12 protein-coding genes and 1 pseudogene are annotated in these 15337 nt (G+C 59.2%); 4 read left to right on the forward strand and 9 right to left on the reverse strand.

From position 1 onward, the window contains the following. Positions 1-63: 63 nt before the first annotated feature. Entirely contained in the window at positions 64-978 is a 915-nt protein-coding gene (gene xerC, locus DK871_RS18050; protein WP_161906145.1) for a tyrosine recombinase XerC, read from the forward strand. Positions 979-1467: 489 nt separating this feature from the next. Here xerC and DK871_RS18055 read toward each other — a convergent pair whose 3' ends face one another. Further along, positions 1468-2679 (reverse strand): multidrug effflux MFS transporter, encoded by a 1212-nt coding sequence (locus tag DK871_RS18055; RefSeq protein WP_161906146.1) that lies wholly within the window; start codon positions 2677-2679, stop codon positions 1468-1470. Between the two features lie 157 nt (positions 2680-2836). Between DK871_RS18055 and DK871_RS29730 the strand changes: the two are divergent. Both DK871_RS29730 and DK871_RS29735 read left to right on the forward strand, forming a co-directional pair. Further along, positions 2837-3592 (forward strand): annotated as a pseudogene (locus tag DK871_RS29730) (MCP four helix bundle domain-containing protein); the annotation flags it as partial. A 132-nt stretch (positions 3593-3724) separates the two neighbouring features. Beyond that, positions 3725-4450, forward strand: a complete 726-nt coding sequence (locus tag DK871_RS29735) for a methyl-accepting chemotaxis protein (RefSeq protein WP_375139745.1) — start codon at positions 3725-3727, stop codon at positions 4448-4450. Here the strand turns inward: DK871_RS29735 and DK871_RS18065 are convergent. From DK871_RS18065 to DK871_RS18095, 7 genes are all read right to left on the reverse strand, one after another. After that, positions 4440-5807, reverse strand: coding sequence for an ATP-binding protein (locus DK871_RS18065; protein WP_161906148.1), 1368 nt, complete (start codon positions 5805-5807; stop codon positions 4440-4442). The two genes, DK871_RS29735 and DK871_RS18065, sit on opposite strands and share 11 nt — an antisense overlap. After that, positions 5783-6448, reverse strand: coding sequence for a response regulator transcription factor (locus tag DK871_RS18070; protein ID WP_161906149.1), 666 nt, complete (start codon positions 6446-6448; stop codon positions 5783-5785). The genes DK871_RS18065 and DK871_RS18070 overlap by 25 nt, the downstream gene beginning before the upstream one ends. An 81-nt stretch (positions 6449-6529) precedes the next feature. Next, positions 6530-6949 (reverse strand): hypothetical protein, encoded by a 420-nt coding sequence (locus DK871_RS18075; protein ID WP_161906150.1) that lies wholly within the window; start codon positions 6947-6949, stop codon positions 6530-6532. Positions 6950-6978: 29 nt separating this feature from the next. Beyond that, a complete protein-coding gene (locus DK871_RS18080; protein ID WP_161906151.1) occupies positions 6979-7743 on the reverse strand; it encodes a hypothetical protein in 765 nt (254 codons plus the stop codon). A gap of 111 nt (positions 7744-7854) precedes the next feature. Continuing rightward, positions 7855-8892: an ABC transporter ATP-binding protein gene (locus DK871_RS18085; protein WP_161906152.1), complete on the reverse strand. Its 1038-nt coding sequence runs from the start codon at positions 8890-8892 to the stop codon at positions 7855-7857. Further along, the gene (locus tag DK871_RS18090; protein ID WP_161906182.1) at positions 8889-10472 is read right to left on the reverse strand and encodes an iron ABC transporter permease; all 1584 of its coding nucleotides are present in this window, start codon (positions 10470-10472) and stop codon (positions 8889-8891) included. Before DK871_RS18090 ends, DK871_RS18085 begins: the two co-directional genes overlap by 4 nt. Before the next feature lie 18 nt (positions 10473-10490). Further along, positions 10491-11507 (reverse strand): iron ABC transporter substrate-binding protein, encoded by a 1017-nt coding sequence (locus tag DK871_RS18095; protein WP_161906153.1) that lies wholly within the window; start codon positions 11505-11507, stop codon positions 10491-10493. A gap of 596 nt (positions 11508-12103) precedes the next feature. Here DK871_RS18095 and DK871_RS18100 point away from each other — a divergent pair. Then, positions 12104-12286, forward strand: coding sequence for a hypothetical protein (locus tag DK871_RS18100; protein WP_161906154.1), 183 nt, complete (start codon positions 12104-12106; stop codon positions 12284-12286). Between the two features lie 302 nt (positions 12287-12588). Here DK871_RS18100 and DK871_RS18105 read toward each other — a convergent pair whose 3' ends face one another. Further along, on the reverse strand, positions 12589-15300 hold the full coding sequence (locus tag DK871_RS18105) for an AAA domain-containing protein (protein WP_161906155.1): 2712 nt from the start codon (positions 15298-15300) through the stop codon (positions 12589-12591). Positions 15301-15337: the final 37 nt, after the last annotated feature.

The following is a 15337-nucleotide window of genomic DNA, read 5'->3' on the forward strand; positions in this document are numbered from 1 at the left end:
CCACTAAATACATCGATTAATCAAAGTGTTGGTCGATTTATTTAATCCAAAGGCTGATCTACCTTGACCGAGTCCATTTGCAACCCGCTGACCCTTTATCTCACCCGCCTGGCGCCTTCCAGCCAACTGACCATGCGCTACGTGTTGCAGGATGCCGCCGACCGCCTGGGTTTCGAAGACCTCAACCTCGAAGAGATTGACTGGCACCTGCTGCAGCCCGAACACGTTATCGCGCTGGTGGCTGCCTTGCGCGAGGACGGCTTTGCGCCGAACACCTCATCGCTGTATGTGAATGCGGTGCGCGGGGTGATGAATGAGGCGTGGCGCATGAGCTTGATCAGCCAGGACCACCTGTTGAAGATGCGCTCGGTCAAGGCCACACCCGGCACGCGCCTGGGCCAGGGTCGCAACCTGCGCCGCACCTTGATCCGCGAGATGCTCGACGTCTGCGCCGCCGACCCTCGGCCCCAGGGCCTGCGGGATGCCGCAGTGATCGGCCTGTTATATGGCTCGGGCATGCGCAAGTCGGAGTCGGTGAACCTGGACCTGGCACAGATCAACTTTGACGAGCGCAGCTTGCGCGTGATCGGCAAGGGCAACAAAGAACTGGTCAAGTACGCGCCGGACTGGGCGTTTGCCAAACTGCAGGCCTGGCTGGCGTTTCGTCGCGAGCAGCTCAAGGATGGCGAGCAGGACGACAGCTTCCTGTTCAACCGCATCCGTCGAGGCAGCCATATCACCCGGGAGCGCATCACAAAGCATGCGATTTACTACATCGCGCGCCAGCGTGGTGATCAGGTGGGCGTCAAGATCATGCCCCATGATTTCCGTCGTTCGTTTATCACGCGGGTGATCGAGGAGCATGATTTGTCGATTGCGCAGAAGCTGGCGCATCACACCAACATCCAGACCACTGCCAGCTATGACGTGCGTGACGACAATGAGCGGCGGCGAGCGGTGGACAGGTTTGATTTATAGGCGGCGGCGACACCTCGATCCAAATGTGGGAGCTGGCTTGCCTGCGATGGCGGCCTCCCAGCCGACACCTATCTATCTGACACCCCGCGATCCAACTGTGGGAGCGGGCTTGCTCGCGAAGGCGGCCTGACAGCCGGCCGGGATGTTGGCTCACACCGAGTACATATCCGTTATTTAGGTAACGGCCACCTAGGGTTACGCCCTGACGGCGTCTCACTTTTGAGAAGCGCAAAAGTAAGCAAAACGCTCTTGCCCCACCACTCGGCACCTCGCTTGGGCTCGGTGTGCCCTCACTCCGGCTTGAATCCGTGGGCCGCCGTCATGGGCCATCCTTGGCCCAGGACGGCTAACCCGGCGTCCTGCCGGGTTACCCACGAATTCAAGCCTGCGTTCGGCCAGCGTGGTTTAACGGGGCGCCTAAGATCAAGATCACAAGCAGATCAAGAGCGGCTCGCTTCGCATCGTGGTTACCGTCGGCTGCAACCATGCTCAGGAGGAGGGCGGAGCGCTTGAAGCCAAGTGGGCAGGCAAACGTCGCAAGGTCCACCACGTGGTCAACATCGCGGCCAGCGCACACAGCGCAATGCCGATCAACATCGGCGCCGGTGTATGGTCGGCAAACACACCCACCAAGGTCATCGCCACAGCCGCCGTGACCATCTGGATCGCGCCCAGCAGTGCAGACGCAGAACCGGCCACTGCACCGTGATCTTCCAGCGACAACACCCCGGCCGCCGGCAATAGCAGGCCAAGAAAGCCAAAACCGATAAACAGCAGCCCCATCATCAAGGCCAGGCTGTCACCCCACAGCGTAGTCGCCGCCAGCAAGCTCATGACCGCCGCCACGCCCACCACCGACCAGCGAATCAACGGCGCCAGGCCAAAGCGGGCGCTGAGGCGTGCGGTCAGTTGGCTCATGGCAAAAAACGAAGCTGCGTTGAGGGCAAAGCACAGGCTGAACTGGGTGGGTGTCAGGCCAAAAAACTCGATATACACGAAAGGCGCGCTGCCGATGAACACGAAGAAAGTGGCCAGACCAAACCCGCACACCACCGACAACCCCGTGAAGACCGGGTCGCGGAGCAGGGCGCCATAACTGCCGAACGCCTGGCCCAGGGTCTTGCCCAGGCGGCGCTCGGCCGGGTGGGTTTCTGGCAGTTGTACGGCGGTCATCACCAGGCACAGCACGGCCACCACTGCTAAAACGGCAAACACTTCGCGCCAGCTCCAGATCGAAATCACCAGGCTACCAGCCAAAGGCGCGAGGATCGGTGAAACACTCATCACCAGCATCAACAAAGCCATAAGACGCGCCGCTTCATGGCCGGTGTACAGGTCGCGGACAATCGCCCGTGGGATCACCATCCCCGCACAGGCACCGAACGCCTGCACCGCACGAAAGCCGATCAACACTTCAATGGTCGGTGCCAGCGCGCAGCCGACGCTGCCAATGGCAAAGATCACCAGGCCCGCGTAAATCGGTGGTTTACGCCCGAACACATCGCTGAGGGGGCCATAGAACAACTGGCACACGCCGATAATCATGAAGAACACCGTCAAACTCATCTGCACCGCCGCCGGCGAGGCCTGGAGGCTGGCGCCCAGGGTGGGCAGCGCTGGCAGGTAGATGTCGATGGCAAACGGGCCGACGGCGGTGATCAAGCCCAGCAACAGGGCGAGGCGGGCGATACGTTGGGGCATTTGGCAGATCCAGGCAGAGCAACGGACGGTCAGCTTAAGGGAACCGCGCAGATCCGCAAACTTAGGCTTCACTAACAAGCAACAGCTGCCGATACAGCTAGCAGCGACACTCAAACGGTTGGGTTCCCAACCGGCAGTCCTGGCTCGGGGTACCACTATGACGATCAAATTACGCTTGGTGCTGTTGATTGCGACGGGGTTGCTCACCGCCTTGGTCATGAGCCTGGCCGGTTACCTGGGTAATACCCGGATGGCCAATGCCGTGCAGGACAGCGACGTCAGCATGACAGTGCTGCGCAACCACATGGAAGCCGACATGATGCACGACGCGCTGCGTGCGGATGTGCTGTCGGCCATGTTGGTCGGGCTGGGCAAAAGCACCAGTACGCCGGCCGAGGTCAGCAGCTCGATCAAGGAGCATGCCGAGCACTTTCGCGAGGTGCTGGCGGAAAACCTCAAGCTGCCGCTGGAAGCCTCGATCAAGGCCAGCCTGGAAAAAATCAAACCCAGCCTTGATACCTACATCAGTGCCGGCGAGCGCATTGTCGCTCTTGCCCTGGACAACCCCGAGGCCGCACGAGGGGAACTGCAGACCTTCAATGCCGCGTTCAGCCAGTTGGAAGAACAAATGGCGGCGTTGAGCGAACTGATCGAAAACAATACCCAACTCACCAGCACCGGTACCCGCCAAACCATCAGTAACGCCAACTGGACCTTGGCCATCGTATTGGGCGCGAGCCTGCTATTGCTGCTGGCGCAAGGACGGTGGGTGACCCTGAGTATCATGGGGCCGCTGCGCACCGCCAGCCGTATTGCCCAGAGCATCGCCCATGGCAACCTGAGCGAGCCGATTGTCGAACCCAAGAATCAGGACGAAGCCAGTGCACTGATTCGCAGCCTGGCCACCATGCAGCGGGATTTACGCGGCATGATCGAAGTGGTTCGTAGCAATGCCCATGGCGTCAATGGCATGAGCGAGCGCCTCAGCCAGGGTTGCCATGAAGTGGCAGGCAGCAGCCAGCAACAAAGCGTCGCCGCCAGCACCATGGCCGCCGCCGCGAGTGAAATGACCGCCAGTATTGAAGAAATCACCCGCCACGCCCAACGTGCCCTGGACATGGCCAGCCAGGCTGAAACCCTGGCCAAGGACGGCGGCCGCGTCATTCACCAGGTGGTCAGCGACATGGACGGCATAGCCCGTTCGGCCCAACAGTCAGCCCAAGTGATCCGTACACTGGACAAGGAGTCCGAAGCGATCTACAGCATTATCCAGGTGATCAAGGGGATTGCCGACCAGACCAACTTGCTGGCCCTGAACGCCGCCATTGAAGCTGCCCGCGCGGGCGAACAAGGGCGCGGCTTTGCGGTGGTCGCCGATGAAGTGCGCAGCCTGGCCGGGCGCACCAGTGCATCAACCCAGGAGATCGCCAGCATGGTCGGGAGTATCCAGCAAAACACTCGGGAAGCGGTGATCAGCATGGAGCAGGGCGTTGCCCAGGTGGATAAGGGCATGGCAGTGACCGCCGAGGTGGAACGCGCCATTCGTGAGATTCTCCAGGCTACGCTGAGTACCACTGAGTTGGTCAACGATATTTCCCGCACTATTAGTGAGCAGAGCCTGGCCAGTAATGAGATTGCTCATCAGGTGGAAAGGATTGCGGGGATGTCGGAAAGTAACAGTCGGGTGATTGGAGATACGGCGTCGACAACCGATGAGTTATCGAGTTTGGCAGGGAAGCTGTCGCAGTCGGTTGACCGATTCAAGTTGTAAACCGCAGGCCTTCGTGTCCTAACCAGACCGTGACACATAGGCCTCGTCGCTCAACTTCATCGCTCCATCCCAGCTGAATACGTGCCCCCGTACGGTCGATGATCGCCTTGACGATCGACAAGCCCAACCCGGAGCCAGACTCATCGGTGCCCAAGCTTCGATAGAACGGGTCGAACACGCGCGCCTGTTCCTCAAGGGTAATGCCAGGCCCTGAATCTTTGACCTGCAGTTGGACCCAGCCTTGCGTCAAGACGACTGACAGGTCGATACGCCCGCCATGGGGGGTATAGCGAATAGCGTTATCCACCAGGTTCTTCACCAACGTGAACAGGTCTATTTCGTTAAAGACCACCTGCACATCCTGTGCGCTCTCAACGCCAATATCGATGTGCTTGCGCTCGGCAAGCGGCAGTAAATCTTCCAGGACCTGGCGGTAAACGTCATGCACTGAAAGTGTGCTCAAGGGCCGCGCTGACGCCGACTGCGCCGCGGCCAGGCTCAATAGCTGATCGATCAGCTTTCGACCGCGCTCGATACCACGTGACAACGGTACAAATCGCTCCCGGGTCATGGGCGACATGTCAGTGGCCGCTAGCCGATCGGATTGTAAGGACAAGGCCGTCATCGGCGAGCGCAACTCATGAGCGGCATCGGCGACAAAGCGCAACTGGCTGTCCATGGCGTGCGCTACCCGAGTGAGCAACCGATTGATGGCGACGACAAATGGCCGTATTTCAAGCGGTAGATGCTGCTCATCGATGCGATGCAATTCCTGCTCGCCTCGCTGATCGATCTCGGCCGCCAGCACTTCAATCGGACGAAACAGCTTGCGCACCAGGTCGCCAACCACCAGCAACAGCACCGGAAACAAAATCAGGAACGGCAGCAAACTGCGCCATGCGCTTTCGCGCGCGTCCTTGTCCCGAGCGTCGGACTCCTGGGCCACTGCTATGCGTTCGCCACGCGCAGTGGTATGCACCAGCACACGAAAGGCTTCGCCTGCGACCTCAACCGTGGACAAGCCGTTGGCGAGGCTACTGGGAAACGGCAAGGGCAGGGTTTCGTCGGTGGTGCCCGAGGCCTGCTGGCTGTCACCCAGGTGCTGAATAATCACGCGAGACTCTTCGTCGTCCCCCTCGATGGCCGGGCCTTGCGGGTAGCGTAGTGTCATCTGCTGGCGGTCGAACAACATGGCGACCTGGCGTAACGTGTCGTCTTGCTGTTCATGGGTTTCTTCGAAGGCTGAGGCGAAGGCAAACACGCCAGCCGCCAGCGCCACAAGAATAATGGCCAGTGACAGCGTTACAGAAAGTCGCAGCTGGACCGACTCACTCAGACGCTTTTTGAAACCATCCATCCCATGCCCCTTACATTCTTGATCACGTGGCTGCCCAACTTGCGCCGCAAGGCATGAATCAGAAACTCGATCGCGTTGCTTTCAACTTCGTTACCCCAGCCATACAGGCGGTCCTCCAGCTCGCTGCGCGAAAGAATCGCCCCCGGACGTATCAGCAGCGCTTGCAACAACGCAAACTCGCGATTGGACAGGGCGACGTCACGATGCTCCTCGGTGCTGGCCTGCTTGGTGAGCAGGTCCAGTGATACCGTGCCGTTGTCTAGCAATGGCAGGGCGTTCCCGCCTTTGCGGCGCAACACCGCGCGTATACGGGCGAGCAGTTCCGAGATATCGAACGGTTTGAGCAGGTAGTCATCCGCGCCGTTGTCCAGGCCGCGCAAACGGTCGGCGAGGTTGTCGCGAGCGGTGATGATCAACAAGGGAACGGCGATGTTGCGCGCGCGGATGCTGTCCAGCACATCGAGGCCGTCCTTGCCCGGCAGACCAAGGTCCAGCAGTACCAGGTCGTAGGGATGGGTATCGAGGGCGGCCAAGCCGCTGACGCCGTTGGTGATCCAGTCTGCGGCGTAGCTCGCGTCACTGAGGGCGCGCTGGATCGCATCGCCAATCATCGGGTCATCTTCGATCAGCAATATCCGCATGTACCACTCCGCACCATAGCAAACGCGGCGAAGGGGTCGCCGCGTGTGTATTGAAGCACCTGGCCCGGCATTTGTCCGGTGTCAGCCCTTCATCAGATCGAAAGCCTTGAGCAATTCATCCATCGAGGATTTGCAGTCGGCCTGGTTTGGCTGAGCCTCCCGCAGTGCCGAGAGCGCGTGATCGATGGCGTTGTCCAGGACGTGCCAGTCCTTCGCGGCCCGAGGCTTGATGCCGGCTTCGGCGGCGTCCCAGCTGGTTTCGAGGTCCTTGATGCGAGTCTTGGCACCTGCCAGGTCGTTCTTGTCGACGAGTGCCTTCACATCCAGTGCGATGTTGCGAAACTCAGATAAGTCCCCCAGCTTCGATGCCTGCTGTTGAGCGGATGCCGGGCCGGCAGCCGTGGGTTTGTCGACGGGTTTGGAGCATCCGGTGGCGATACCCAGCACGCAGATGGCGGAGACGATTGCAACGGGACGGATCAGCTTTTGAAAAGGGCGCATGATGATTTCCTGTAGGGTTTGTTGAATATTCATTGATGAGCGGGTTTGCGGTTACCCGCACTGAATTGCGCGACGGCCACCAACAGCACGATCACGCAGAGGAACAGCGCGCTGGTCCAACTGGCCCCCATGCCGAGCCCGCCATAGGTCTTGGCTTGCGTGAGCAGGTCGCCAAGGGACGCGCCGAACGGTCGGGTAAGGATGTAGGCAATCCAGAAGGTCAGCACTGCATTGACGCCCAGACGCCATGCCAGCAGGGCCAAAGCGATCAAGGCCCCGAAGATTCCAACGCCCAGCGTGAAGCCCAGGCCCAGTGCTTCGGTGGCCAGGTCTCCGGCGGCAGTACCGAGGGCGAAGGTGCACAGCACCGTGGCCCAATAAAACCACTCACGCCGGGGGGTAACGATGTCGCGGATTGAAAGGCTGCGCTCCGTGCGATACCAGACCGTAAAGTTGAGTGCCAGCAGTACCGAGAAAATCGCCGTGCTGGTGTACAGGCTGACGTCGAGCTTATCGGTGAGGATGTCGGTAATCTGCGTACCCACGATGCTCACCAACACTACGGTCAGCCAATAAATCCAGGGGGTGTAGGCCTTGGTGCGCATCTGCCAGAACAAGGCGAGCGCTAGCAGTGCGGCCATGCCGATACTGGTCCAGCCGACGCCCAAACCGGCATCGACGGCAAGGTAGTCAGCGCCGGTTTCGCCCACGGTCGTGGAGAGAATCTTGATCACCCAAAATGCCAAGGTCACTTCGGGTACTTTGTTCAACCAACGGGTTGCTGTGTCGTTCATCTGGGTTACCTTCCTTGCTCGCGCTGGGTTTGGCGAAGCAAGGAAGGTAAGGGATGAAACTTAGCTGAGACTGAGGAGCCGCGATCAAGCCTGCCGAATCACGCAGCGTTGTCAACTCGATAGCACATGAGCGAGCCCCGTCGTGGTGAGATACACCTCACTCCCTGCGGGAGGGGCATGGGTGCCAGAGCTATGCACTTTGATCGCTCGGCAGGGCTTGGATGGCAATAGAACGGTCAGCGTGCAGGTATTGCCACCGAATTCCCGTTCAGTCACCACCCCGTGACAGTCGGACACAACCGTTGTGCTGACCTGTATTTGCTCAGGGCGCAGCATGATTGCTGCCGTGGCGCAGGTCTGGTTACTGTTGACCTGAATCCGCCCCAGTTCGCAGTAAGCCCAACCCGCCGCGATGGCAGCGGGCAGCACCACGGCATCCCCAAGAAACGACGCGGTCTGTTCATCGACCGGGTACTGGTACAGGTCCATCGGCTGGCCCGATTGTACTAATCGCCCCATTCGCATGACTGCCAGTGTGTCGGCAAACGACAGTGCCTCACTTTGATCATGGGTGACCAGGATCGTGGTGATGCCCGCGTCGCTCAGCAACCTCGCGACCATCTTGCGCATGGCGCAGCGCAACCCGGTATCCAGCGCTGAAAAGGGCTCGTCCAGCAACATCAACCGTGGTTGTTGCGCCAGGGCCCTGGCCAGCGCCACCCGTTGCTGCTGGCCACCGGACAGTTCGTGCGGCCAGCGCTGGGCCATGTTGCTGTCCAGGGCCACGCTGTCCATCAGTTGCGCGATCCGGGCGTGTCGGGAATCGCCCTTGCTTGCCAGGCCGAAGCCGATATTGTCGGCCACGGTCATGTGCGGAAACAGCGCACCATCCTGGGGCACGTAGCCGATGCGCCGCTGGTGGGCGGGCACGGCATGGGTGGCATCGACCAGCGTCTGGCCGTCCAGGATCAAGCTGCCGCTGTCGGGAAACTCAAAGCCGGCAATCATCCGTAGCAACGTGGTTTTGCCGGAGCCAGAGGGCCCGACAATCACTGTGCGGCTGCCCGCCGGCACGGACAAGGAGACATCCACGAGGGCAGGCTGGGGGCCGAAGGTTTTACAGATGGCGTGAAGTTCGAGGGTGTTCATCGGCCTGCCGTGCGTTTGGATTGATGGTAGAGAATGCCGGTCAAGGGCAGGGAAAGCAGGACCATGATCAAGGCATAGGGCGCTGCGGCGGCGTAGTCGATCTCGCTGGTCATCGCCCAGAAACCGGTGGCCAAGGTACGTGTACCGTTAGGGGCCAGCAGCAAGGTGGCGGTCAGTTCATTGGTGATCGCCAGGAACACCAGTGCGGCGCCGGCGGCGGCGGAGGGTGCGGCCAGGCGCAGGGTGATCAGCCACAACACACGGCCCGGGGAACGGCCAAGGCTGCGCGCGATATTTTCCAACTCTACCGGCGCTTGGGCGATACCCGCGCGCAGGCTCACCAGTGCACGTGGCAGGAACATCAACAGGTAGGCAAGCAGTACTGTGATGACGGTCTGGTAGATCGGTCGGGCAAAGTGAATGGTCACCGTGACAAGCGCCAAGGCCACCACGATACCGGGCAACGAGCTGGTGATGTAGTTGCAACTTTCCAGCATGCGTTGCAAACGCCCAGGCGCACGAACCGACAACCAGGCTATTGGCACAGCGGCGCAGGTAGTCAACACCGCCCCGGCAACTCCCAGCAGCACGGTTTGCTCCAGTGCCGGCAACAACTCGCTGAACTGCCAGACTTCCCGGCCGCCGGCCAGCAACCATTTGCCCAGGGTGATCAGCGGAATGCCCAGGGCCAACACGCAGACGATGCCTTGCAAGCCGAGGGCGAGCAGGGTGGTGCGACGGCCCAGCACCATAATACGCTGTTGCCGTGGGCTGCCCGACCCGACCCGCGCATAGCGCGCATGTCCGCGTGCCGCGGATTCCAGCGTCAGCATCGCCAGGCAGCACAATGCCAGCACCGCCGCCAGCATATTGGCCGCCGGACCATTAAAGGTAGATTTGAACTGATCGAAGATCGCGGTGGTGAATGTGTCAAACCGAATCATCGCGTACAACCCATATTCGGCCAGCAAGTGCAGGCCGACCAGAAGCGCGCCACCGCAGATTGCCAGGCGCAGTTGTGGTAACACCACACGCAGGAACACTGCCCAAGGCTTGAGTCCCAGGGACTCTGCCACGTCCTCAATCGCAGGATCGAGCCGGCGTAGCGTTGCCGCTATCGGCAAATACAGGAACGGAAAGTAAGCGATCACCGAGACCAGTACGCCGGCTGGCAACCCATGGATCGACGGCACCAGGCTGACCCAGGCGTAACTGTGTACGAACGCTGGCACCGCCAGCGGCGCTACCGCCAATAATGACCAGGCGCGTCGCCCCGGCAGGTTGGTGCGCTCGGTCAGCCACGCCAACGCAATGCCCAGTGCCACGCACAAGGGGAGGGTGAGTCCCACCAGCAACACGGTGTTGACCAGCAATTCGCCGACCCGTGGGCGCAACACCAGGGCCACGATCTGAGCCCAACCAATCTCCCAGGACACCCCGACGACAAACGCTATCGGCAACAGTGCCAGCAGCGAGACCAGGACCGACACACTGGTCACCCATGCGCCCCCATGGCCCCTGAGCAGCCCGCGGGCGCGTCGTAGTGATTGCGCAGGTATCGCTTGGGCGATACCTGGCATTGCGGTTTCAGGCAACAATCAGAGCAGTCCGGCCTGGGTCATCAGTTCGACGGCCTTTTTGCTGTCGAGCTTGGAGGCATCGACTTTTGGCGCGTCAAGTTGCGTCAGCGGTACCAGCTTGGCGTTCGACTGAGCGTTCTGGCCCACCGCATATTCGAACGAATTGCCATCCTTTAGGATTGCTTGACCGTGTTTGCCGGTGATCCATTGCAAGAAGGCTTGAGCCTCCTGCGGGTGTTTGCTGGAGGCTAGAACCGCGCCACCGGAGATACTCACAAAAGCACCCGGGTCCTGGTGCTTGAAATAGTGCAGCGCGGTGTTTTTACTGTTTTCGCCAGTCTTGGACTGATCGACGAAGCTGTAATAGTGATAAATCACGCCGCTGTCGACTTGGCCGGCGTTGACTGCCTTGAGCACTGCACTGTTGCCACGGTAAATAGCCGCGTTAGCCTTCATCGCCTTGAGCCAATCGAGCGTGGCGGCGCTTCCTTTGAGTTCCAGCACGGCGGCGACGATGGCCTGGAAGTCAGCGCCGGCCGGGGAGGCGGCCCAGCGGCCTTTCCACTCGGCAGAGGCGAGGTCCATCAACGATGTGGGCAGGGCCGCCTCCTGGAGCTTGCTCGGGTTGTAGACAAAAACGGTGGAGCGCGCGGCAATGCCGAGCCATCTGCCGTGAGCCGGGCGATAGGCCGCGCCCACTTGCTCCAGGGTGGCAGGCATTACCGGGGCGAACAGCCCGGCGTTGTCTACCAGCACCATGGCCGGAGAGTTTTCGGTAAGGAATACATCGGCCGGCGAGGCCGCGCCTTCCTGCACAATCTGGTTGCCCATTTCCGTGTCGTCGCCGTTGCGCACCGTGACCGGAATCCCGGTTTCCTCGGTAAAGCCCGCCACCCACGCTTTAGTCAGGCTTTCGTGTTGAGCGTTGTACACCACGATACCAACGGCGTCGTTGGCGGCGTAAACATGCCCGGCGCCAAGCAGGGCGGTTGCGAGCAGGGTGTTTTTAACAAAGCGAAGAACGCAGGTGGTCATTGCTGTAGGCACTCCGGGTTTTATGGATGCACGGGAAGACGCTGAAAGGCAGGCCGCCTGACCAATAGGAATCATTTGCATATCAGGGCGCGGCGAATGTAGAGCCGCAGATGAGAAAAAAACGTCAAGAAAACGGTTAATTCATGTGATTTCGCAAGCCTTCAGCGTGCTTATAAGCTGGCAGTAGATCGGTGAAGCGCTGGGCGATATCAGGCCCTTTGGGGTGGCCACACGTTCCCCGGCCATATATACCCAGCGCCGAAGGGTTTTCCCCAGCGCCTGGCAATGAAGTTCCGTTGTTGGCTAGTTGGCTTTATTTATAACTCAATTAAATAGTCATTTAGTATAGTTATTCATAAATTGCATAAAGTTGGGGTAGGGCAGCTCAACTAATGAACTAGGGGCAGCTCATCTCTGATCGCTATCTTTCAAGTTTGCACGGTATCGTTCAAGAATGAGCTAGGGATAGCTCACCAGGTGAGCCAAGGTTAGCTTACGCATGACCGCTATCTTTCAATTTGAAGCAGTGTCGGCCAGCCTTGCAGGATTTCTCGCATGCGAGAATTTTTCACGAATGGCTACCCCGGGAGAATTTTATGACAGAGCCGATTTACGTTTACGACCCAGCGGACTCGCTGGTTGATGCTGAAGCGATGGCTTTCTTTTTGGCTGACGCTTACGACAGCGGTGACGCTGCGTTTATTGCCGAAGCGATGGCCGTTGTTGCACGCGCTAAAATCCGTATTGATGCCGCGGCAGAAGCACAGCGGCCATCGTAATGTTCGTAGTGGTGTTTTTCTCGCATGCGAGAAGTTCGGCCTGGCCAGCCTGATCACCTGGTGAAAAGCAGCCTCCAGAGCCCCCCAGTCCCGTATAGGATGATTCGCATAATGTATATTATGTTAAATTACAGGTAGCGTCGTAGATGTTCATACGTTACCCCGTGTCATTGCTCTTTCTTTGTGACTTCACATTAATAGCCCCACGCAGGTCTGTCCCTTTGAGTTTGCACGAAAAGAAGTCTGAGCCGCGCCGGATGTCAGCCCCACTAGACGCTTTGGGAATGCGCCTAACCCAGCGCTTATACACCCTGTGTAGGACCAACCCACTGCCCGATAAAGTCGCCAATTCTTCGCTCAATGTCACTCTCAACTGTGCGCAGCCGTAAAATAGAAATACCGCTTCTAGCCAAAATCTCGTTTTTCATCGCATCTCGAGCTGCTTGCACGGGCTGGTCGTGGTATCCGCCGTCGACCTCGATTACCCCTATCGGCTTCTTGCCCACCTTGAAATAGATCACGAAATCGCAGCTGGCACGCCTCATGAACGCCCGTTGGGGCTCCGTCCAGTCGAGGCCACTCGGTGACGCAAGCTTATCCAGATGGATCTGTGTGTGGTAAGTCAATGCCTGACACCCCGGAGCCGCCAGCGCTTCGCGCAGCAACTGCTCTACGATCTGTTCGGATTTGTAGCGTGAGTCTTCGGGCCTAAGCCGGGCGGCCAAGCGTGCCAGGGACTGGTCGTACTCGCGGTACAGCAAGTCGAATGCCGACACCACCGGGGCGCGTACGATGTGCTCGTCCTGCGCGTAATAGCTGATGTAGCGGATCAGTGCGGCGATATGGCCATTGTTGTTAGTGAACACCTCGTCGCCGGTTAACAGGGTGAAGCGATGTTTGGCCCGTGAAACAGCTACGTTAATCATGCTTGGGTTGTCGACGAAATCCATGCGCATTTGCGTCTGGTTGTAGCGCTTCTTGTCCAGCACGGTGGAGAAGACGATCTCGTCGCATTCACGCCCCTGAAACTTGTGCACGGTGTCCTTAACGAAATCCATCGGCAGGTGCGTATCGGAAAGGTTGACTTGCGCCCGGAACGGGGCGATATAACCGCGCCCTTCGCCGTCCATTCCGACAGGCTGCCCCTCCTCCTCCAGCACCTTCAGGAGCGAGTCTAGTTCCCGAAGGTTGGTGTTCTTCCTGGCGTGATTGCCCTTCGCTGTCACTACCAGGCGCAAGGGGGCTTCGCCCTTGTCCTCGGTCATCGGCACCAGTGCGTTGTCGTAGAACTGCTGGTTGCAGAACTGAATGATCCTAGGGTGGCAGCGGTAATGTTCTTTCAGCAGGGTTCTGGGCAGCGCGTCCCGAAACACCGCAATGCACGAATCCAGCAGACTGTGGCGCTCGCAATCGTAGGCGTTGGCGGGAGCCTCAAGCCCCAGCGCCACAGGGATATGTGGCAACTGGCGATTGTCTCCCACGACGATCAGGTTCTTTGCGCAGCCCAGTGGCAGGACACCCGGCACGATATCCTGCAAAGAGGCTTCGTCAATGATCACGTAGTCGAGGATCGCTCCCGGTGCGATCGAATTGACGATGGAGTGTGTACCGCTGCCCAGAATGGGGAAGCGCTGCAGGAAGGCGTCGAACTGCCTGCGGTACGTTTTAACTTCAAATCTGTCCGACGGCGGTACCTGAAGCTGCAGATGCTGCTTCAGATGGTGCATCGATGCTGTCGTCAGTTCTTTTAGCTGCGCGGTGAAATTCGCGCGAGCCAACGATTCACGGCAGGCCTGCAGTTCTGCTTCTTTATCCCGTACAGACTTGTCGTAGTAATGCAGTTGCAGTGCATGGAAAGCAGCCATGCGCGCCTCGCCGTCGGCGAACGGCTTAGTGCGAAAAACTCTGAATTTGAACAGTAGCTCGATGCGCTCTTTGAGATGAATGCGCTGCTCGCCGAGGTAAGCCAGATAGGCCATGAGATCCGCAGTTTTGCGCGGCGTCAGGCCGTACTTGTCGAGCGCATCAGAGGCTTGCACATCGTTATCTACCTGCCACTGCTGCAGATAGCGACGTTCGATGACCAACTCGTCCAGCTCGATTTTTAGTTGTGCCGCCCTGTTGTGGTCTCGCAGGTGCTGCTTCAAGCAGCCCAGCAAGGCCTGGATCTCATCCAGGGACGGTGCCGGCTCTGGCGCACTCGATGGCCACGCAGGCAGGTCGGCGAAGAAGGCCTCACGTTTGTCTTGATTGCCAAGCTTGGCGACCAAGTGGCCCAGGCCGGATTTCTCCAGCTTTTCGTAGACGTTTTCAACGGCAGCATTATTGTTGGACAGCACCGCTACCGTCTGACCACGTAACAAAATATTGGCAAGAATGTTGAGGATTGTCTGGGTTTTACCGGTCCCTGGCGGGCCTTCAATCACGCTGATTTGCGCGCTGAACGCCTGCTCGACCGCCTGAAGCTGACTCTCGTTAAGCCCGAACGGATAGATGAGCCCCGGGCCCGGAGCCAGCTCGCTGTTTCGCCCCGTACAATAGGCTTGCAAGGCAGTGCCAGCGATGGCGGGCAGCTTTTCGAGCTGGCGCACCACATTGTTGGCAATTTCACGATCCGTTGTCGACTCAGCGTAAGCCTGTCGGGCATGCGCCACGGCAGTGAAATAGTGGAAGACCGGCGTCTCCTTCATCGATGTCGAAGCGGTAAAGCTGATGCCATCCATCTTGTAGACATAAGGCTTTTTGCCGCCCGGGTGGTGTACGACGGCATATCGCTCGCCGTAGATCGTAGCTTTGGCCACGGGCTTGACGATCGTACTGCCAAGCTTGTGCAGCAGCACATTAGTCAACTCGCGGGTAGGCGAAACCTGGCAGTTACCGAGCGGGCGGGTGTATTTTTTCTTGGAGGGGAAGTGACAGGTCAGTTCCAGGGCTTCGTACTTGTCGCTCCAACGAATCGCCCAGTCACTGATCTTCGCCGTCTTGTCCTCACCATCCATTTGAATCGAAGCCATCTTCATTATCCCTATGTGTAGAGCATCCGGCCATGTC

The sequence above is a fragment of the Pseudomonas sp. L13 genome (genome assembly GCF_009935965.1).
In the GTDB taxonomy this organism is placed as follows: domain Bacteria; phylum Pseudomonadota; class Gammaproteobacteria; order Pseudomonadales; family Pseudomonadaceae; genus Aquipseudomonas; species Aquipseudomonas lactis.

Bases quoted from the DNA above. Each gene is read 5' to 3' on its own strand.
- DK871_RS18095 (WP_161906153.1), bottom strand. From the start codon at position 11,507: ATGACCACCTGCGTTCTTCGCTTTGTTAAAAACACCCTGCTCGCAACC.
- DK871_RS18100 (WP_161906154.1), top strand. From the start codon at position 12,104: ATGACAGAGCCGATTTACGTTTACGACCCAGCGGACTCGCTGGTTGAT.
- DK871_RS18070 (WP_161906149.1), bottom strand. From the start codon at position 6,448: ATGCGGATATTGCTGATCGAAGATGACCCGATGATTGGCGATGCGATC.
- DK871_RS18085 (WP_161906152.1), bottom strand. From the start codon at position 8,892: ATGAACACCCTCGAACTTCACGCCATCTGTAAAACCTTCGGCCCCCAG.
- DK871_RS18075 (WP_161906150.1), bottom strand. From the start codon at position 6,949: ATGCGCCCTTTTCAAAAGCTGATCCGTCCCGTTGCAATCGTCTCCGCC.
- DK871_RS18090 (WP_161906182.1), bottom strand. From the start codon at position 10,472: ATGCCAGGTATCGCCCAAGCGATACCTGCGCAATCACTACGACGCGCC.
- DK871_RS18055 (WP_161906146.1), bottom strand. From the start codon at position 2,679: ATGCCCCAACGTATCGCCCGCCTCGCCCTGTTGCTGGGCTTGATCACC.
- DK871_RS18065 (WP_161906148.1), bottom strand. From the start codon at position 5,807: ATGGATGGTTTCAAAAAGCGTCTGAGTGAGTCGGTCCAGCTGCGACTT.
- DK871_RS18080 (WP_161906151.1), bottom strand. From the start codon at position 7,743: ATGAACGACACAGCAACCCGTTGGTTGAACAAAGTACCCGAAGTGACC.
- DK871_RS18105 (WP_161906155.1), bottom strand. From the start codon at position 15,300: ATGGCTTCGATTCAAATGGATGGTGAGGACAAGACGGCGAAGATCAGT.
- DK871_RS29735 (WP_375139745.1), top strand. From the start codon at position 3,725: ATGGCCGCCGCCGCGAGTGAAATGACCGCCAGTATTGAAGAAATCACC.